The sequence below is a fragment of the Burkholderia sp. GbtcB21 genome (assembly GCF_019091065.1).
GTDB classification, from domain to species: Bacteria; Pseudomonadota; Gammaproteobacteria; order Burkholderiales; family Burkholderiaceae; genus Burkholderia; species Burkholderia pyrrocinia_C.
The window spans coordinates 129,313-148,720 of record NZ_JAGXKA010000005.1; the positions used below are offsets into that span (position 1 = coordinate 129,313).

16 protein-coding genes are annotated in these 19,408 nt (G+C 67.9%); 9 read left to right on the forward strand and 7 right to left on the reverse strand.

Translation table 11 applies throughout. From position 1 onward, the window contains the following. Positions 1-35 precede the first annotated feature (35 nt). From KVT39_RS13860 to KVT39_RS13880, 5 genes are all read right to left on the reverse strand, one after another. The gene (locus tag KVT39_RS13860; protein WP_034183562.1) at positions 36-764 is read right to left on the reverse strand and encodes a glycine zipper 2TM domain-containing protein; all 729 of its coding nucleotides are present in this window, start codon (positions 762-764) and stop codon (positions 36-38) included. A 348-nt stretch (positions 765-1,112) separates the two neighbouring features. Further along, positions 1,113-2,639 carry a lysine--tRNA ligase gene (lysS, locus tag KVT39_RS13865; protein WP_217589368.1) on the reverse strand — a complete coding sequence of 509 codons (1,527 nt, stop codon included), beginning with the start codon at positions 2,637-2,639 and terminating at the stop codon, positions 1,113-1,115. Between the two features lie 84 nt (positions 2,640-2,723). Continuing rightward, a protein-coding gene (gene prfB, locus KVT39_RS13870) for a peptide chain release factor 2 (RefSeq protein ID WP_105392842.1) occupies positions 2,724-3,828 on the reverse strand; the annotation gives its coding sequence in 2 pieces (ribosomal slippage) (positions 2,724-3,746 and positions 3,748-3,828; 1,104 coding nt in all). Positions 3,829-3,980: 152 nt separating this feature from the next. Beyond that, positions 3,981-5,678, reverse strand: a complete 1,698-nt coding sequence (recJ, locus tag KVT39_RS13875; protein ID WP_217589370.1) for a single-stranded-DNA-specific exonuclease RecJ — start codon at positions 5,676-5,678, stop codon at positions 3,981-3,983. Between the two features lie 14 nt (positions 5,679-5,692). Continuing rightward, positions 5,693-6,757, reverse strand: coding sequence for a regulator (locus tag KVT39_RS13880; protein WP_152603989.1), 1,065 nt, complete (start codon positions 6,755-6,757; stop codon positions 5,693-5,695). Positions 6,758-6,919: 162 nt separating this feature from the next. Between KVT39_RS13880 and KVT39_RS13885 the strand changes: the two genes are divergently transcribed. From KVT39_RS13885 to ftsB, 9 genes are all read left to right on the forward strand, one after another. Next, a complete protein-coding gene (locus KVT39_RS13885; protein WP_034183566.1) occupies positions 6,920-8,173 on the forward strand; it encodes a lipoprotein-releasing ABC transporter permease subunit in 1,254 nt (417 codons plus the stop codon). 55 nt (positions 8,174-8,228) lie between these two features. Continuing rightward, positions 8,229-8,924: a lipoprotein-releasing ABC transporter ATP-binding protein LolD gene (lolD, locus tag KVT39_RS13890; RefSeq protein ID WP_006482997.1), complete on the forward strand. Its 696-nt coding sequence runs from the start codon at positions 8,229-8,231 to the stop codon at positions 8,922-8,924. A 66-nt stretch (positions 8,925-8,990) separates the two neighbouring features. Further along, positions 8,991-9,779 (forward strand): TatD family hydrolase, encoded by a 789-nt coding sequence (locus KVT39_RS13895; protein ID WP_105392843.1) that lies wholly within the window; start codon positions 8,991-8,993, stop codon positions 9,777-9,779. A 57-nt stretch (positions 9,780-9,836) separates the two neighbouring features. Further along, positions 9,837-12,320 (forward strand): DNA internalization-related competence protein ComEC/Rec2, encoded by a 2,484-nt coding sequence (locus tag KVT39_RS13900; RefSeq protein ID WP_217589372.1) that lies wholly within the window; start codon positions 9,837-9,839, stop codon positions 12,318-12,320. A 136-nt stretch (positions 12,321-12,456) separates the two neighbouring features. Then, on the forward strand, positions 12,457-13,302 hold the full coding sequence (locus KVT39_RS13905; RefSeq protein WP_034183569.1) for an alpha/beta fold hydrolase: 846 nt from the start codon (positions 12,457-12,459) through the stop codon (positions 13,300-13,302). 180 nt (positions 13,303-13,482) lie between these two features. Continuing rightward, positions 13,483-15,141 carry a CTP synthase gene (locus KVT39_RS13910; protein ID WP_034183570.1) on the forward strand — a complete coding sequence of 553 codons (1,659 nt, stop codon included), beginning with the start codon at positions 13,483-13,485 and terminating at the stop codon, positions 15,139-15,141. Next, positions 15,138-15,992, forward strand: a complete 855-nt coding sequence (gene kdsA / locus KVT39_RS13915) for a 3-deoxy-8-phosphooctulonate synthase (protein ID WP_034183571.1) — start codon at positions 15,138-15,140, stop codon at positions 15,990-15,992. Before KVT39_RS13910 ends, kdsA begins: the two co-directional genes overlap by 4 nt. A gap of 106 nt (positions 15,993-16,098) precedes the next feature. Beyond that, positions 16,099-17,382, forward strand: coding sequence for a phosphopyruvate hydratase (gene eno / locus KVT39_RS13920; protein ID WP_011352544.1), 1,284 nt, complete (start codon positions 16,099-16,101; stop codon positions 17,380-17,382). Between the two features lie 81 nt (positions 17,383-17,463). Then, entirely contained in the window at positions 17,464-17,889 is a 426-nt protein-coding gene (ftsB, locus tag KVT39_RS13925) for a cell division protein FtsB (protein ID WP_034183572.1), read from the forward strand. 86 nt (positions 17,890-17,975) lie between these two features. On the opposite strand, the gene KVT39_RS13930 is transcribed toward ftsB, so the two are convergent. Together KVT39_RS13930 and hslO are read right to left on the reverse strand one after the other, a co-directional pair. After that, a complete protein-coding gene (locus KVT39_RS13930) occupies positions 17,976-18,326 on the reverse strand; it encodes a hypothetical protein (RefSeq protein WP_217589373.1) in 351 nt (116 codons plus the stop codon). Between the two features lie 129 nt (positions 18,327-18,455). Next, a complete protein-coding gene (gene hslO, locus KVT39_RS13935; protein WP_034183574.1) occupies positions 18,456-19,406 on the reverse strand; it encodes an Hsp33 family molecular chaperone HslO in 951 nt (316 codons plus the stop codon). Between the last annotated feature and the right edge of the window lie 2 nt (positions 19,407-19,408).

A 19,408-nucleotide genomic window follows, 5' to 3' on the forward strand; every position in this document is an offset into this window, starting at 1 on the left:
CGCTTGCCCGGGCACGACGCGCGGGCAGCGGCCGCTTACGCGCCGACCAGCGTGCCGTTCTCGATCCGCACGCGCTGACCCTGGCCGAACGGCGGCGGGTTGTGGTACGTGAACGTACGCGTCGCGCCGCTTTCCATCTGCACTTGCACCTGATAGTCGGTTTCCGCGCGTACCTGCTTCTCGACCTGGTTGCCGGCGAGACCGCCGCCCAGCGCGCCGATGATCGTCATCGCGGTGCGGCCGTTACCGTTGCCGAACTGGTTGCCGAGCAGGCCGCCGGCAGCGGCACCGCCAACGGCGCCGATCCCCGAGCTCTGGCCCGGCGTGCGCGTCTGCGTGATCGCGACGACCGTGCCGCAGCTCTGGCAGTAGGCTGCCTGGGCGGGCGCCGACGGCTGCTGCGCATATTGCGGCGGCTGCGGTGCCTGCGTATGACGGCGGTGCGTCGTCGCCGGGCGCGGCGCGGGCTTCGGTTCGGCCTGCGCGATCGCCTTCTGCTGCGCGGCGGCTTGTTCGGCCGCCTGCTGCCGGGCTTGCGCGGCCAGCGCGGCGCTGGCGGCCGCGGCCGTATCGACGGCCGGCTGCGACGCGATCAGCGCGGCCTGGGTCTGGCCGTTCTGTTCGTTGCTGCTGCTGGCCTTCGGGAATACGCCCGTGATCGCTGCTGTCGCCGCGAGGCTGGCGACGATGACGGCGCCCGCTGCAGTGGCGATCAGCGGATGGAGGCGTTGCTTTTGCGGCGTGGTCTGATTCTGGTTGTCCATTTTTTTCTCCGATGTCGATCCGGATCGGCACGTCGGCGCCGGGCCGGATCCCACGCTTCGGGATCGAGCAGACTCGGCGTTCCGGCGCCTCGTTCTGGTCCCGTTGTCATGCGTGGTGACGCAAAAGGAGTGTCGTCGAGCGGCGAGGGGCGCACCGTATCAAGGTGTAACGAATTGCAGCAGGGCGCCGGCGATTGTTGCCGGGAAAACCCGGGGCGGGCCGTCGCGACGAGGGAATAAAACGGGGGAGGATCGAAAGCCGGCGGACGCCGGCTGGCGGGATTTACGCGTCGTTACAAAGCTGATGCGTGCGCGCCACGGGGTGCGGCGCGCACGCGTGCGCGGCCGTCAGTCTTCGCGGCGCAGATGGGGGAACAGCAGCACGTCGCGGATCGTCGGGCTGTCGGTCAGCAGCATCACGAGGCGGTCGATGCCGATCCCGCAGCCGCCGGTCGGAGGCATCCCGTATTCGAGCGCGCGGATGTAGTCGGCGTCGAAGAACATCGCTTCCTCGTCGCCCGCATCCTTCTGCTCGACCTGCTTCTTGAAGCGTGCGGCCTGGTCTTCCGGATCGTTCAGCTCCGAGAAGCCGTTCGCGATCTCGCGGCCGGTCATGAACAGCTCGAAACGCTCGGTGATGCCCGGTACCGTATCCGATGCGCGTGCGAGCGGCGACACCTCGACCGGGTAGTCGATGATGAACGTCGGTTCCCAGAGCTGCGCTTCGGCCGTTTCCTCGAACAGCGCGAGCTGCAGTGCGCCGATGCCCGCGTTCAGGAACGCCGGCTGCCCGACGTCGACGCCGAAGCGCTTCAGTTCGGTGCGCAGGAACGCGTCGTCCGACAGCTGGCCGTCGGTGTACTGCGGCGCGTACTTCTGGATCGCCTGCGTGATCGTCAGGCGATGGAACGGCTTCGCGAGGTCGAGCTCGCGGCCTTGATACTGGATCGTCGCGGTGCCGAGCGCATCGACCGCCGCCTGGCGGATCAGTTGCTCGGTGAAGTCCATCAGCCAGCGATAGTCGGTGTACGCGGCGTAGAACTCCATCATCGTGAATTCCGGGTTGTGACGCGGCGACACGCCTTCGTTCCGGAAATTGCGGTTGATTTCGAACACGCGCTCGAAGCCGCCGACGATCAGGCGCTTCAGGTACAGCTCCGGCGCGATGCGCAGGAACATCTGCATGTCGAGCGCGTTGTGATGCGTGACGAACGGCTTCGCGGCCGCGCCGCCCGGGATCGGGTGCAGCATCGGCGTCTCGACTTCCATGAAGTCGGCCGAATCCATGAACTTGCGGATCGACGCGATCGTCTTGGTCCGCGCGCGGAACGTATCGCGCGTTTCCGGCGTGACGATCAGGTCGACGTAGCGCTGGCGGTAGCGCATTTCCTGGTCGGCGAGGCCGTGGAACTTGTCCGGCAGCGGACGCAGCGCCTTCGACAGCAGGCGCAGCTCCTTGCACTGGACCGACAGCTCGCCCTTGTTGGTGCGGAACAGCACGCCGCGCGCGGCGACGATGTCGCCGAGGTCCCACTTCTTGAATGCGTCGTAGGTTTCCGCGCCGACGTCGTTCGGCGTCACGAAGAACTGGATCTGGCCCGAACCGTCCTGCACCGTCGCGAAGCTTGCCTTGCCCATCACGCGCTTGAGCATCATGCGGCCGGCAACCGACACCTCGACCGGGCTCGCTTCGAGCGCGGCCTTGTCCGAGTCGGCGAATTTCACCTGCAGATCGGCTGCGTGGTGCGTCGGCCGGAAGTCGTTCGGGTAGGCGACGCCTTGCTCGCGCAAGGCGCGCAGCTTCTCGCGGCGCTCGGAGATGATCTGGTTTTCGTCCGCTGCGACGGCGGGCTGCGTTTGGGTCGGTTCGGTCATGATGGTCGAAATTCGGATTGGGTGCGGCAACGCAAACGGGAAGGGCAAGGGCGGCGCGACCTGGCCAGGTGCGCGCCGCGGCGCTTACACGCCCTGTTTGAGGCTCGCGCTGATGAAGTCGTCGAGATCGCCGTCGAGCACCGCGCGGGTGTTGCTCATTTCGACGTTCGTGCGCAGGTCCTTCACGCGGCTCTGGTCGAGCACGTACGAGCGGATCTGGTGGCCCCAGCCCACGTCGGTCTTGCTCGATTCGAGCTTGTCCTGCTCGGCCTGGCGCTTGCGCATCTCGACTTCGTACAGGCGCGACTTCAGCATCGCCATCGCTTCCGCGCGGTTGCGGTGCTGCGAGCGGTCGTTCTGGCACTGCACGACGATGCCGGTCGGCATGTGCGTGATCCGCACCGCCGAGTCGGTCTTGTTGATGTGCTGGCCGCCGGCGCCCGAGGCGCGGTACGTGTCGATGCGCAGGTCGGCCGGGTTGATCTCGACTTCGATCGAGTCGTCGATTTCCGGATACACGAACACCGACGAGAACGACGTATGGCGGCCGCCCGACGAATCGAACGGCGACTTGCGCACGAGACGGTGGATGCCCGTTTCGGTGCGCAGGAAGCCGTATGCGTATTCGCCCGAGACCTTGACCGTCGCGTTCTTGATGCCGGCGACGTCGCCGTCGGACTCTTCGAGTACTTCGGCCTTGAAGCCCTTGCGTTCGCAGTAGCGCAGGTACTGGCGCAGCAGCATCGACGCCCAGTCGCACGCCTCGGTGCCGCCGGCGCCGGCCTGGATGTCGATGAAGCAGTTGTTCGGGTCGGCCGGGTTCGAGAACATCCGGCGGAATTCGATGTCGCCAACGCGTGCCTCGAGCTTCGCGGCATCCTCTTCCGACGCGACGAGCGTGTCCTCGTCGCCTTCCTCGCGGGCCAGCTCGAACAGGTCGAGCGCGTCGCGCAGGTCGCTATCGAGCGCCGTCAGCGTCGTGACGACGCCTTCGAGCAGCTTCTTCTCGCGGCCGAGTGCCTGGGCGTTCTTCGAATCGTTCCAGACGTTCGGGTCTTCGAGTTCCTTGTTGACTTCGGTCAGACGCGCAGCTTTGGCGTCGTAGTCAAAGATACCCCCGGAGCTCGCCCGCGCGGTTGCGCAGGTCGAGCAGGGAGCTTTCGATCGCGTTGAGACGTTCCGCTTCCATGATCGTTCGCTTTTCTTGCTTCGTAAAAAAGCGGAATTATAGCCGATCGGCAGGGTTGCCCGGTGACGCAAACGGTGCTCGCACGCGTGCCGCGGCCCCGTCCGGTGCGGCGTGCATGCATCGGCGGGCACTGCGGGCCGGGCGGCCCGTGCTCAGCCGGCCGCGTGTTCGACGATCAACTGGACGCGCGTGACGCCGTTCCATGTGTCGGCGACGAGGCGGTACGCGATCAGCGCGCTCGCCGGCAGCGGCTCGGTGTGGTTGAACCAGATCGCGTTGAAGCGCTGGCGGCCGCGCGCAAGCTGCAGCTTCAGGTGCTTTTCCTTCACGAGCGACTGCGACACGACGTCGAATTCCCCGGAGAAAAGCGGGGCCGGAAAACCTTGCCCCCAGACGGCCTCGTCGAGCAGCCCGACGAACTGCGGCGTGAAGTACGCGTCCTCGAGTTCGCCGTCGGTCTCGATCACGCGGGCGAGCGCATCGTCGGACAGCCATTCGCGTGCGACGGCCTCGAACGTGGCCGCGAAGCGCGGCACGTTCTCGGTATCGAGCGTGAGACCGGCCGCCATCGCATGGCCGCCGAACGCGACGATCAGGTCCGGTTCGCGTTTCGACACGAGGTCGAGCGCGTCGCGCAGGTGGAAGCCGGCGATCGATCGGCCCGACCCCTTGACCCGCTTGCCTTCGTCGTCCGCGTGCGCGAACGTGAACGACGGGCGGTGGAATTTTTCCTTGAGCCGCCCGGCGACGATGCCGATCACGCCCTGGTGCCATGCGGGGTTGAACAGCGTGATCGTGCACGCGTCGGCCGGGTCGACGTCGGCGAGATCGGCGAGCGCCTGCTGCTGCATGCCGGCCTCGATCTCGCGGCGCTCGCGGTTCATCACGTCGAGCTGCTGCGCGAGATCCCACGCGCGGCCGATGTCGTCGGTGATCAGGCATTCGATGCCGAGCGACATGTCGGACAGCCGCCCCGCGGCGTTGAGCCGCGGCCCGAGGCCGAAGCCGAGGTCGAAGCCCGACGCGGTGCGCGCTTCGCGCGCGGCGGCGCGGAACAGCGCGGCGATGCCCGGCTGCATGCGGCCGTTGCGGATCCGCTGCAGCCCCTGCGCGACGAGCACGCGGTTGTTGCCGTCGAGCCGCACGACGTCCGCGACGGTGCCGAGCGCGACGAGGTCGAGCAGGCCGTCGAGGCGCGGCTCCGCTTCCTTGCTCGCGAATGCGCCGCGCCGGCGCAGTTCGGCGCGCAGCGCCAGCAGCACGTAGAACATCACGCCGACGCCGGCGATGTGCTTGCTCGGGAACGCGCAGCCGGGCTGGTTCGGGTTGACGATCGCACGGGCAGCGGGCAGCGCGTCGCCGGGCAGGTGGTGGTCGGTCACGAGCACGTCGATGCCGCGCGCGTTCGCGGCTTCGACGCCCGCGACGCTCGCGATCCCGTTGTCGACGGTGATCAGCAGGTCGGGTTTGCGCGCGGCCGCGAGCTCGACGATCTCGGGCGTGAGGCCGTAGCCGTATTCGAAGCGGTTCGGCACCAGGTAGTCGATCTGCGCGCCGAACATCCGCAGGCCGCGTACCGCCACCGCGCACGCGGTCGCGCCGTCGCAGTCGTAGTCGGCGACGACGAGCAGGCGTCGCTTGTCGGCGATCGCGTCGGCAAGCAGCGACGCCGCGTCGGCGCAGCCCTTCAGCTCGGTGGGCGGGACGAGGCGCGCAAGCGCGGTCTCGATATCGGTCGGGGACTGCACGCCGCGCGACGCATACAGGCGCGCGAGAACGGGATGCAGGCCGTGGCGCGCGAGCACTTCGGCGTCGGCGGGCGCGACGGGGCGGGTAACGATCCGGGTCATTCGGGGTCTGCTTGTTATTCGAACAGGGAGGCGAGCGCACGGCGGCGCCAGAACTTGCGCAGGTCGCCGCGCGTCGCGTGCAGCGTCACGGAGCTCGTATCGCCGCACAGCGTGAATTCGACGCTGGCGAGCGCGCCGTTCTGCAGCGCGGCGAGCACCGGCGCGAACCAGTCGCGCTCGAGCGCGGCGAGCCCGTCGTGCCAGCGCGCCCAGTCCTGTTCGATGAATGGGGTGGTCAACGCCGGCAGTTCGACGAGCGTCGCGCCGTCGCCGGCGGGCAGCGCGTCGAACGCGGCGGGTGGGGCGCCGGCTTCGGCCTGCGCGGCGCGCGCGAGGCCGAGCGCGGCGGGCGACGCGGACAGCACGCGCGCGAACGGCTTGCCGACCGGCTTCAGCGTGCCCTGCGCATGGAACCAGATCGAATTGACGGCCGGCAGGCCACGCGCCTCTCGGGCTTCGTTGACCGGGTGCTGGAACCACGCCATCTGCACTTCGTTCTGCAGTTTCATCCACATCCGCGAGCGTTCGCCCGTGTGTGCCTCGTGCGGCAGCCAGATCTCGATGTTGCGGCCGCTCGCGCGCAGCGGCGCGGCGCCGGCGAGCCGTGCGAGCTGTTCGCTCGACAGGTACCAGCGCGCGGGGTTCGGCGCTTCGAGCCGCACGCCGAGCTCCTCGATCAGCGGCCGCGCGACCGCGAGCAGCGCGGCCGCGTCGCCGTCGTCGAGCGCGAGGGCTGCCGGATCGACGAGCACCAGGTGATCGTGCGCGATTTCGACGTGCACGGGCTCGACGCATGCCCATGCTTGTGCGCCGGGGTCGCCGCCGTCCGCCAGCAACATGTAGGGCGCGAGCGGCGCCTCGTCCGCGGCGTTGCCCTGGGTCGCGCCGAACTGGCGGGCCAGCCAGCGCTCGTGCGGCAGCGTGCGCTGGAAGTCCTCGCCGGCCACGCGCTCGACGAGGCGTGCGCGGGCGAGCAACTTTTCGAGCGCGGGGCTGTCCAGCGTGTGCAGGGACGAGGCCGCATCGGCCGCCGACGGCAGCGCGAACGGAACGAGAAAATGGAGGCGTCGGTCGTGCATGATGGTGCGCATTGTATGGCAAACTGCGCGCGTGATCGGGCCGGCAGACGGCCCGTTCGCGTCCGGCGGCCGTTTTTCGACCGGGCCCGGGCCGGTGGCCGCCGCCGGGCGGCGGTCCGGCCGCGGGGCGCCTTCCCGCCGTAACCAGCAGAAAGGATTCGCTTGAAACTTCCGTACGAATGGCAGATCGGCTGGCGCTATACGCGCGCCGGCAAACGCACGACCGGCAACGGCTTCATTTCCTTCATCGCCCTCGTATCGATGCTCGGCATCGCGCTCGGCGTCGCGGCGCTGATTGTCGTGCTGTCGGTGATGAACGGCTTCCAGAAGGAAGTGCGCGACCGCATGCTGTCGGTGCTCGCGCACGTCGAGGTGTTCTCGCCGACGGGCTCGATGCCCGACTGGCAACTGACCGCGCAGGAAGCGCGCCGCAATCCGTCGGTGGTCGGCGCGGCGCCGTACGTCGACGCGCAGGCGCTGCTCACGCGCCAGGACGCGGTGAGCGGCGTGATGCTGCGCGGCGTCGAGCCGACGCTCGAGCCGCAGGTGTCCGACATCGGCAAGGACATGAAGGCCGGGCAGCTCGGCGCGCTCGTGCCGGGCCAGTTCGGCATCGTGCTCGGCGACGCGCTCGCCGGCAACCTCGGCGTAACGGTCGGCGACAAGGTCACGCTGGTCGCGCCCGAAGGCTCGATCACGCCGGCCGGCATGATGCCGCGCCTGAAGCAGTTCACGGTCGTCGGCGTGTTCGAGTCGGGCCACTACGAATACGACAGCACGCTCGCGATGATCAACATCCGCGACGCCGAGGCATTGTTCCGGATGGCTGCGCCGACCGGCGTGCGGCTGCGGCTGACGGACATGCAGAAGGCGCCGCAGGTCGCGGTCGAGCTGTCGCATACGCTGTCGGGCAGCCTGTACATCCGCGACTGGACGCAGCAGAACAAGACGTGGTTCTCGGCCGTGCAGATCGAGAAGCGGATGATGTTCATCATCCTGACGCTGATCATCGCGGTGGCCGCGTTCAACCTCGTGTCGTCGCTCGTGATGACCGTGACCAACAAGCAGGCCGACATCGCGATCCTGCGCACGCTCGGCGCGCAGCCGGGGTCGATCATGAAGATCTTCGTCGTGCAGGGCGTGACGATCGGCTTCGTCGGCACGGCGTCGGGCGTCGCGCTCGGCTGCCTGATCGCGTGGAGCATCCCCTGGCTGATCCCGATGATCGAGCACCTGTTCGGCGTGCAGTTCCTGCCGCCGTCCGTGTACTTCATCAGCGAGCTGCCGTCGGAACTCGTCGCGAGCGACGTGATCCGGATCGGGCTGATCGCATTCGCGCTGTCGGCCGTCGCGACGCTCTATCCGAGTTGGCGCGGCGCGAAGGTGAAGCCGGCGGAGGCGCTCCGCTATGAATGACCGCGCAACCGCATTCGCGGATTCAGAACAACACAACAGACAGGATTCGGCAGGTATGCAGGAATACGTGCTTCAGGCGCGCGGGATCACGAAGGCGTTCGTGCAGGGTGGCTTCAACGTGCAGGTGCTCAACAATACCGAACTGACGGTGCGGCGCGGCGAGAAGCTCGCCGTCGTCGGTGCGTCGGGTTCGGGCAAGAGCACGCTGCTGCACGTGCTGGGCGGGCTCGACGAGCCGAGCGCGGGCGAAGTGTCGCTGCTCGGCAAGCCGTTTACGCAACTCGCCGAGCGCGAGCGCAACGAGTTGCGCAACCGCGCGCTCGGCTTCGTCTACCAGTTCCATCACCTGCTGCCCGAGTTCACCGCGCTCGACAACGTCGCGATGCCGCTGCGCATCCGCCGGATGACGACCGAGGACGCGCGCGCGCAGGCCCAGGCGATGCTCGAACGCGTCGGTCTCGGCCCGCGCGCGAAGCACCGGCCGGGCGAGCTGTCGGGCGGCGAGCGGCAGCGCGTCGCGATCGCGCGCGCGCTGGTCACGAAACCCGCGTGCGTGCTCGCCGACGAGCCGACCGGCAACCTCGACGGCACGACGGCAGACACGGTGTTCAACCTGATGCTCGAACTGTCCGAGACGCTCGAAACGAGCTTCGTGATCGTCACGCACGATCCCGATCTCGCCGCGCGCTGCGACCGCATCATGCGGCTGCGTGACGGCGTGCTGCACGAGGAGCCGGCGCTGCCGGTGTAAGCCAACACCCCTGGCCGGGCCGCCGGGTTCGTCCCGGCGCGGCGCGAGGGGTACAGGAATGCCGTCATGTGGATCGATACGCACTGCCATCTCGATGCCGCCGAGTTCGACGCCGATCGTGACGCGGTCGCGCAGGCGGCACGCGCGGCCGGCGTGTCGCGCATCGTGATCCCGAGCATCGGGCGCGATAACTTCACGACGGTGCGCGAACTTGCGCAGCGCACGCCGGGTGCCGTCTATGCGCTCGGCATCCATCCGATGTATACGCCGCACGCGCGTGACGAGGATCTCGACCGGCTGCGCATGGAGATCGAAGCGAGCCTCGACGATCCGCGCTTCGTCGCGATCGGCGAGATCGGCCTCGACTATTTCGTGCCGGGGCTCGACGAAGACCGGCAGCAGTTCTTCTACCAGGGGCAGCTGAAGCTGGCGCGCGAATTCGACCTGCCCGTGCTGTGCCACGTGCGCAAGTCGCAGGACCGCGTGCTCGCGGGGCTGCGCCGCTTCGGCGTGCGGCGCGGCATCGCGCATGCATTCAACGGCAGTTTCCAGCAGGCCGAAGCGTATCTCGCGCAGGGGCTGCATCTCGGCTTCGGCGGCAACGTGACATTCACGCGCGCGTTGCAGATCCGCCGGCTTGCGGCGCAATTGCCGCTCGACGCGATCGTCGTCGAGACGGACGCGCCCGACATCGCGCCCGAATGGGCGTACAAATCCCGCAACACGCCCGACCAGGTGCCGCGCATCGGTGACGTGCTCGCCGAACTGCGCGGTCTCGACGCCAGTTCACTCGGCCTATCCACTTCGGCTAACGCGCTCGCCGCGCTGCCGCGACTCGCACTTTCGTCCGCATAATCGTTGCCGGAAGGCGCCGCATTCGCAATGGCGGCGCCAGGTCGACGAGGAGGCGCGATGCGCATGTGGTGGATCGCGTTTGCGCTCGGCGTCGTCGTGCTGCAGCGGCAGGCGGCGTTGCCGGGCGCGATCGCATGGACGGCCGGTGCGGCCGCGCTTGCCGGTTGCGCGGCGCTGGGAGCGTGGTGCATGCGCCGCCGGCGCACGCGCACGACCGTCTCACTCGGATGGATGCTGTGCGCGCTCGCGGCCTGCGTGGCGGGGTTCGGTTACGCGGCGGCGCGGGCCGAATGGCGGCTGCGCGACAGCTTGCCCGTCGACTGGGAAGGGCGCGACATCGTCGTCACCGGCGTGATCCGGGGGCTGCCCGTCGTCGACGACACGGGCGCGCGGCTGCTGCTCGCGGTCGAGTCGAACGATGCGGGGCTGGCCCGTTTCCCGCCATTGATCCGGCTGTCGTGGCGCGTGTATGGCGCATCCGCGACGCGCAATCCGCTTCCCGAACTGCGTGCCGCGCAGCGCTGGCGCTTCGTCGTGCGCCTGAAGCGCCCGCACGCCGAGGCCAATGCCGGCGTGCGCGACAGCGAGGCGGCGTGGCTTGCCGCAGGCATTCGCGCGATCGGTTACGTCAGCGCGCCGCGGCGGTCGGTATTGCTCGATGCGCATGCATCGGGTTGGCGTGCATCGATCGATCGGCTGCGCGACGTGCTGCGGGCACGCATCGGCGAGACGCTCGGTGTCGACGCCGGTCATCGCGGCATCGTCGCCGCGCTCGCGATCGGCGACCAGTCCGGCATCGGCGACGACGACTGGCGCGTGCTGCGCAACACGGGTACGAGCCATCTGGTCGCGATCTCCGGCCTGCACGTCGGGCTCGTCGGCGCGATCGCGGGCGGGCTGGTGTCGATGGTCTGGCGCCGGCTGCGCTGGCGTGCGCGGGCCGCGACGCTCGTGTTGCCGGCGCCGTATGCGGCATCGCTTGCCGCGCTGGCGGCCGCGGCCGGCTATGCGGCGCTCGCCGGTTTCAACGTGCCGGCGCAGCGTGCGTGGTGGATGATCGCGGCCGGCGGCATCGCGTATCTGGCCGGGCGCAGCGTGCCGACGTCGGCGGTGCTGTGCGCGGCGCTCGGCGGCGTGCTGCTTGCCGATCCGTGGGCCGTGCTGTCGGCCGGGTTCTGGCTGTCGTTCGGGGCGGTCGCCGTCATTCTGCTGACCGTCGCCGGCTGGCGCGCGGCGCGCGAGGTCGACGCGCAAGGCGAGGAGGGCAACGATACGGCCGGCCTGTCGAGCCGGTTGCGTGCGTGGGGTACGCGCGCCGCGCGCCGTATCGCCGAGGCCACGCGCGTGCAGTATGCGGTGACGATCGGTCTCGCACCGCTGACGGCGGCGTGGTTCGCGCAGATTTCGCTATCTGGCCCGTTCGGCAATGCATTCGCGATTCCCTGGGTGAGCACGGTCGTGACGCCGATCGTGCTGGCCGGCATCGCACTGCCCGCACCGCTCGATGCGTACGCGTTCCGGCTTGCGCATGCGGCGCTCGAACCGATGATGACGCTGCTCGGGTATCTCGCCGACTGGCCGGCCGGCGTGTTCTGGCTGCGCATGCCCGACTGGCCGGTGCTGGCGCTTGCGTGCGTGGGTGTCGCATGGGCGCTGATGCCGCGCGGCTGGCCGTTGCGCTGGGCGGCGCCGCTCACGTGGCTGCCGCTCGTCGCGCCGGCACCGGATGCGCCGCCGCCGGGCGGCTTCCGGCTGACCGTGCTCGACGTCGGGCAGGGCGCGTCGGTGCTGGTGGAGACCGCACGCCGAACCTTGCTGTTCGATGCGGGGCCGGGCGCGGAGTCGACGCATGCCGGCGCGCGGATCGTCGCGCCGGCGTTGCGCTCGCGCGGCATCGCGGTGATCGATTCGCTCGTGCTCAGTCACGCGGACGCCGATCACGCGGGCGGCGCGCCGGCCGTCTATGCGGCAGCCGACGTGCGCCAGCTGCTGGCCGGCATTGCGCCGAAGAACCGGCTGTGGCGCGACGCGACGGCCGCCGGCGTCGTCGACCGGCTGCCGTGCGCGGCCGGGCAGCGCTGGACCTGGGACGGCGTCGTCTTCACGATGCTCTGGCCACCGGGCGGCCCGGGCACGGGCGCGTCGAACGGGCAATCGTGCGTGCTGCGCATCGACGCGGGCGGCACGTCCGCGCTGCTGACGGGCGACATCGAGGCACGCACCGAACGCCAGCTCGTGGACGCCGCGCGCGACGCGCTGGCCGCGCAGATCCTGGTCGTTCCGCACCACGGCAGCCGCACGTCGTCGGTCGAGCCTTTCCTCGATTCGGTCGGGCCGCGCGTCGCGGTATTTCCTGTAGGCTATCGCAATCGTTTCGGGCATCCGCACCGGACCGTCCTCGCGCGCTACGAGGCACGCGGGATTCCGCTGCCGCGCACCGATCGCGACGGCGCCGTGCGGTTCGACGTCGCACCGGCCGACGGCGGGTTCGCATTCGAGCGTTATCGCGACGTACGGCGGCGGTACTGGATGGACCGTTGAGCGGGGCGAGGGCCGGTTTATAGAAATGCAGGGGCCCCGCGCAAAGTGCCGAAGCACGGGCCCGGCAGAACGCGAAGCATGGGACGGGAGTAAATGCCAAAGCACTCACTCCCGTCGACAAAGGAGACATCGGCATTTGAAGGACATCCTCCACTTCTCGCATGCGAACGGCTTTCCGGCGTCGACGTACCGGACGATCTTCGCCGAACTGGCCGACGACTACGAGCTGCGCTACATCGAGCGGATCGGCCACGACCGCCGCTACCCGGTGACGCGCGACTGGCCGCATCTCGTCGAACAGCTGCTCGACGACATCGGCAGCCGCTACGAGCGTCCCGTCTGGCTGGTCGGCCATTCGCTCGGCGGCTACCTGTCGCTGATGGCCGCACTGAAGAAGCCGCAATGGGTGCGCGGCGTCGTGATGATCGATTCGCCGATCATCGCGGGCTGGCGTGCGGGCGCGTTGCGCGCGAGCCAGTGGGCGGGGCTCGACGAGCGGCTGTCGCCGGCCGCCGCGACCCGCAACCGGCGCACGCACTGGGTGAGCCGCGACGAAGTCTGGCGGCATTTCCGCGAGAAGCCCGCGTTCGCGCGCTGGGACGAACGGATGCTGGCCGACTACATCGACTACGGCATTCCGCAGGCCGGCGCCGACGGCGAGCGTGCGCTTGCGTTCGACCGGCAGGTCGAATACCTGATCTACCGGACGCTGCCGCACACGCTCGGCCCGCGGCTCGCGCACGGCGCGCCGGTGCCGATCGGTTTTCTCGCCGGCACGCGTTCGCGCGAGGTGCGGCAGGTCGGGCTCGACGCGACACGCCGTGCGGCGCGCGGGCGCGTCGAATGGCTCGAGGGCAGCCACCTGTTTCCGATGGAGCGGCCGCTCGAGACCGCCCGTGCATTGCAGCGGATGCTGAATTCGCTGAAGGCGGAAGAGGGCGGTGTGTCGCAGGGCGGCGCGCCGCTCGCGAGGCGCGCCTGACGCTTCGTCCGGCGGCTGGTACGCGCCGCGGCGGGTGCCCGCCGCGCCGACCGGCCGGCCGGTTCTCCCCCCGGCGCGCGGTTGGCGCGGGTCCGCCCGAAAGGGCGCGATCATCACGTCAGTTGCTGAGAAAAGGGCGGGCTTTACGGTATAATCCGTTTTTCCCGCGAGCATCCAGCGATGACCAAATATGTTTTCGTCACCGGCGGCGTAGTTTCTTCCCTTGGCAAGGGCATTGCCGCCGCTTCCCTCGCCGCGATCCTCGAATCGCGCGGTCTGAAAGTCACCCTCCTCAAACTCGATCCCTACATCAACGTCGACCCCGGCACGATGAGCCCGTTCCAGCACGGCGAAGTGTTTGTGACGGAAGATGGAGCGGAGACGGACCTCGACCTCGGCCACTATGAGCGCTTCATCAGCACGAAGATGCGCAAGGCCAACAACTTTACGACCGGCCAGATCTACGAATCGGTGATCCGCAAGGAACGCCGCGGCGACTATCTCGGCAAGACCGTGCAGGTGATTCCGCACATCACGAACGAGATCCAGGCGTTCATCGAGCGCGGGGCCGCATCGGCCACCTGCGGCGAGCCGGATGTCGCGATCGTCGAGATCGGCGGCACGGTCGGCGACATCGAGTCGCTGCCGTTCCTTGAAGCCGCGCGCCAGATGAGCCTGCGCCTCGGCCGCAACAGCGCGTGCTTCGTGCACCTGACGCTGGTGCCGTACGTCGCGACGGCCGGCGAGCTGAAGACGAAGCCGACCCAGCACAGCGTGCAGAAGCTGCGCGAGATCGGCATCCTGCCGCACGTGCTGCTGTGCCGCGCGGATCGCCGCATCCCCGACGACGAATCGAAGAAGATCTCGATGTTCTCGAACGTGCCGGAAGACGCCGTGATCTCGGTGTGGGACGCCGACAGCATCTACAAGATTCCGCAGATGCTGCACGACCAGGGCCTCGACAAGATCATCTGCGACGAGCTGAAGCTGACGCCGCACGATGCCGACCTGAGCATGTGGTCGGAACTCGTCGAGAAGCTGGAGAACCCGAAGCACGAAGTGACGATCGGCATGGTCGGCAAGTACGTCGACCTGACCGAATCGTACAAGTCGCTGATCGAGGCGCTGCGTCACGCATCGCTGCACACGTCGACCAAGGTCAACATCGAGTACATCGACTCGGAAGAGATCGAGACGAACGGCGTCGACAGCCTGAAGCACCTCGACGCGGTGCTGGTCCCGGGCGGTTTCGGCCGTCGCGGCACCGAAGGCAAGATCGCGGCGATCCGCTATGCGCGCGAGGCGAAGGTGCCTTATCTCGGCATCTGCCTCGGCATGCAGCTCGCGGTGATCGAGTTCGCGCGCGACGTCGTCGGCCTGAAGCAGGCGAACAGCACGGAATTCGATCCGGACACGCCGGAACGCGTGGTCGCGCTGATCACCGAGTGGTACGACCGCGACGGCAAGGTCGAGACGCGCACCGAGGAATCCGATCTCGGCGGCACGATGCGCCTCGGCTCGCAGCGCTGCCCGATCAAGCCCGGCACGATGGCGGAAGAAATCTACGGCAAGGACGTGAACGAGCGTCATCGCCACCGTTATGAAGTCAATAACCGCTTCGTGCCCCAGCTCGAAAGCGGCGGCCTTATCATCAGCGCGCGTACCCCGAGCGAGGATCTGCCGGAAATGATGGAGCTGCCGCGCTCGATGCACCCGTGGTTCGTCGGCGTGCAGTTCCACCCGGAATTCACGTCCACGCCGCGTGACGGTCATCCCCTGTTCAAGTCGTTCGTCGAAGCCGCGCTCGCCAACAAGCAAGCGCGCGGAGTGAAAGCATGAAGCTGTGCGATTTCGAGGTCGGTCTCGACAAGCCTTTCTTCCTGATCGCGGGTACCTGCGTCGTCGAATCGGAGCAAATGACGATCGACACGGCGGGCCGCCTGAAGGAGATCTGCGCGAAGCTGAACGTTCCGTTCATCTACAAGTCGTCGTACGACAAGGCGAACCGCAGCTCGGGCAAGTCGTTTCGCGGCCTCGGAATGGACGAGGGCCTGCGGATCCTGTCCGAGGTGAAGCGCCAGCTCGGCCTGCCGGTGCTGACCGACGTGCATTCGATCGAAGAGATCGAGCAGGTCGCGTCGGTCGTCGACGTGCTGCAGACGCCCGCGTTCCTGTGCCGCCAGACCGATTTCATCCACGCATGCGCGCGCTCGGGCAAGCCCGTCAACATCAAGAAGGGCCAGTTCCTCGCGCCGCACGACATGAAGAACGTGATCGACAAGGCGCGCGACGCGGCACGTGAAGCGGGGCTGTCGGAAGACCGCTTCATGGCGTGCGAGCGCGGCGTCTCGTTCGGCTACAACAACCTCGTGTCGGACATGCGTTCGCTCGCGATCATGCGCGAAACGAACGCGCCCGTCGTATTCGACGCGACCCACTCGGTGCAACTGCCGGGCGGGCAGGGTACGAGCTCGGGCGGCCAGCGCGAATTCGTGCCGGTGCTCGCGCGTGCGGCGGTCGCGACGGGCGTCGCGGGCCTCTTCATGGAAACGCACCCGAATCCGGCCGAGGCGAAGTCGGACGGCCCGAACGCGGTGCCACTGAACCGGATGGGCGCGCTGCTGGAGACCCTCGTCACGCTCGACCAGGCGGTGAAGCGCAACCCGTTCCTGGAAAACGATTTCAATTAAAGATCGAATGAACCTTGCGGCGGCTTCGCGCGTCAGTAGCGAAAGCGGTTCCGGCACGCGCGCCGTCGCAATTTGAAGAATCCATCGTCATTCTCAGAGGAAACCCATGAGTGCAATCGTAGATATCATCGGCCGCGAGATTCTGGATTCGCGCGGCAACCCCACCGTCGAATGCGACGTGCTGCTCGAATCGGGCACGATGGGCCGCGCGGCGGTGCCGTCGGGCGCGTCCACGGGCTCGCGTGAAGCGATCGAACTGCGCGACGGCGAAGCCGGCCGCTACAACGGCAAGGGCGTGCTGAAGGCAGTCGAGCACATCAACACCGAAATCTCCGAAGCCATCATGGGCCTCGACGCGTCGGAACAGGCGTTCCTCGACAAGACGCTGCTCGAGCTGGACGGCACCGACAACAAGTCGCGCCTCGGCGCGAACGCGATGCTGGCCGTGTCGATGGCCGTCGCGAAGGCTGCCGCCGAAGAGGCAGGCCTGCCGCTGTACCGCTATTTCGGCGGTTCGGGCGCAATGCAGCTGCCGGTGCCGATGATGAACATCGTCAACGGCGGCGCGCACGCGAACAACAGCCTCGACATCCAGGAATTCATGATCGTCCCGGTGAGCCAGCCGACGTTCCGTGAAGCCCTGCGTTGCGGCGCGGAAGTGTTCCACGCACTGAAGAAGATCCTGAGCGACCGCGGCATGAGCACGGCAGTCGGCGACGAAGGCGGTTTCGCACCGAACTTCGGCAGCAACGACGAGTGCCTGTCGACGATCCTGCAGGCGATCGAGAAGGCCGGCTACCGTGCGGGTGAAGACGTGCTGCTCGCGCTCGACTGCGCGGCATCCGAGTTCTACCACGACGGAAAGTACCAGCTCGCGGGCGAAGGCCTGCAACTGTCGTCGGCCGAATTCACCGACTACCTCGCGACGCTCGCCGACAAGTTCCCGATCGTGTCGATCGAGGACGGCATGCACGAAAGCGACTGGGAAGGCTGGAAGCTGCTGACCGATCGCCTCGGCAAGAAGGTGCAGCTCGTCGGCGACGACCTGTTCGTCACGAACACGCGCATCCTGAAGGAGGGCATCGAGAAGGGCATCGCGAACTCGATCCTCATCAAGATCAACCAGATTGGTACGCTGACCGAAACGTTCGCGGCGATCGAAATGGCGAAGCGCGCGGGCTACACGGCCGTGATCTCGCACCGCTCGGGCGAAACGGAAGATTCGACGATCGCGGACATCGCGGTCGGCCTGAATGCCGGTCAGATCAAGACGGGTTCGCTGTCGCGCAGCGACCGCATCTCGAAGTACAACCAGCTGCTGCGCATCGAGGAAGATCTCGGCGACATCGCGAGCTACCCGGGTAAATCGGCTTTCTATAACCTGCGCTAACGCGCTAATATCGGGTTCGTCATATCGACGCCGCTCTGTGCATGTGCGCGGAGCGGCGCTTCTTATATCTGCGTCTCTTACATGCGGCTTGTCACTGTCGTCCTGATTGCCTTGCTGGCGCTCATTCAGTACCCCCTATGGTGGGGACACGGCGGCTGGCTGCGGGTGCATGAATTGCGTCAGCAGCTCGGCGACCAGCTGCAGAAGAATGCGGACGAGAAGCTGCGCAACGAGCGGACCGCAGGCGAAGTGCAGGATCTGCAGGGCGGTACAGCGGCCATCGAGGAGCGCGCGCGCTACGAGATGGGCATGGTGAAGGACGGCGAAGTATTCGTGCAGTTCGTGTCGCCGAATGCACCGGCGGTGCCGCTGAACAACACGCCTTCGAACACGTCGACGCGCGGTGCCGTGTCGGCGGCGCCGGTGCGTGTCGTGCCGAATCCGCAGTCGATCGCGAAGCCGTCGCGGCATCATGGCGGCGACAAGGGCAAGGCCGCGCATCACTGAGCGCGGCAGCTCGAACCCATTGAAAAAGCGCGGGAAATGCCGCGCTTTTTTATTTCCTGCGGGTGTTCAATCGTCCGGGCGATCGCTTACCACCACCAGCCCGGATAGCCGTAGCCGATGCCCGTTCCCCAGCGATTTCCCCATCCGCCGTAATACCCGCCATAGACGGTCACGGGCGGAGGCGAATAATAGGCCCACGCGCGCGCGGCTGCCTCGGCCGCCATCGCGCTGTTCTGTTCGCGCAGCACCTGCCGGTCGATCTCGTCGTAGCGCTTGCGTTCGGCGCTCGACAGCGCGGGCGGCTGGCCGCCCGACGCGCCCGGTTCGGGCAGGCGGCTCAGGATCGTGGAGGACGGCGGCGGCATCGCGCAGCCGGCAAGCGCGAGCGTGCCGGCGGCAACGCTCGTCAGGACGATGGTGCGAAACGGGCGATTCATGTGTTTCTCCTGCAGCGCGCCGACGGCGGGAAGCGGCTTGCGCCGAAGGCCGAGCCTTCGGCGTCGTGCGTGCGGCGCCCGTGCGTCATTATGCGCCCGCACCCGGACGGCGGGCATCGGGCGCGCCGCTCAGTGACGCTGGCCGGTTGCCGGCGCGATGCCGGTCTCGACGCCGGGCGCCGCGAACAACTGCGCGACGTCGACGGGATCGAATTCGTAGCGCTGGTTGCAGAACTCGCAGTGGATCTCGACGTGGCCGCGCTCGACGATCACGCTGTCGACTTCGTCGCGGCCGAGCATGCGCAGCATCGCACCGACCTTCTCGCGCGAGCAGGAGCACTGGAAGCGCGTGCCGGCCGGCTCGAAGTGCTGCACGTTCTCCTGCCAGAACAGCCGGCGGAACACGACTTCCGGTTCGACTTCGAGCAGCTCCTTCGCGGACAGCGTGCCGCCGAGCGTGCAGACGCGCTCCCACGTGTCGATATCGGTTTCTGCGTTGCGCGGCACGATGCCGCCGTCACCCGGCAGCTTCTGCAGCAGCATGCCGACCGCACGGTCGCGATCGGCCGCGAGCCACAGCCGCGTGTCGAGCTGCTCCGAGTGGTGCATGTAATGCTCGAGCACCTGCGATACCGATTCGAGCGGGCCGTCGACACCGTTCAGCGGCACGATGCCCTGGTACGGCTGCTGGCCCGGCAGCTTGTCGGCCGGGTCGAGCGTGATCACGCAGCGGCCGTGGCCGCTCGCGTTGACGAGCGACGCGAAACTCGTGTCGTCGCCGATCGTTTGCGCCGCGTCGCCGGAGAACTTCGCGGTGGCCCGCATCGACAGATCCGAACCGCACTGGACGACCAGCATCTGGACCGGCCCGTCGCCGAAGATCTGCATGATCAGGGTGCCGTGAAATTTCAGGTTCGCGGACAGCAGCGCGCACGCGGCCATCATCTCGCCGAGCACCGTGCGCACGGGGGCAGGGTAGTCGCGGCGGGCGAGCACTTCCTGCCACGTATTGCGCAGCGAAACGATCTCGCCGCGCACGGGCGCCGCATTGAACATGAATTTCTGTAACTGGTCGCTCACTC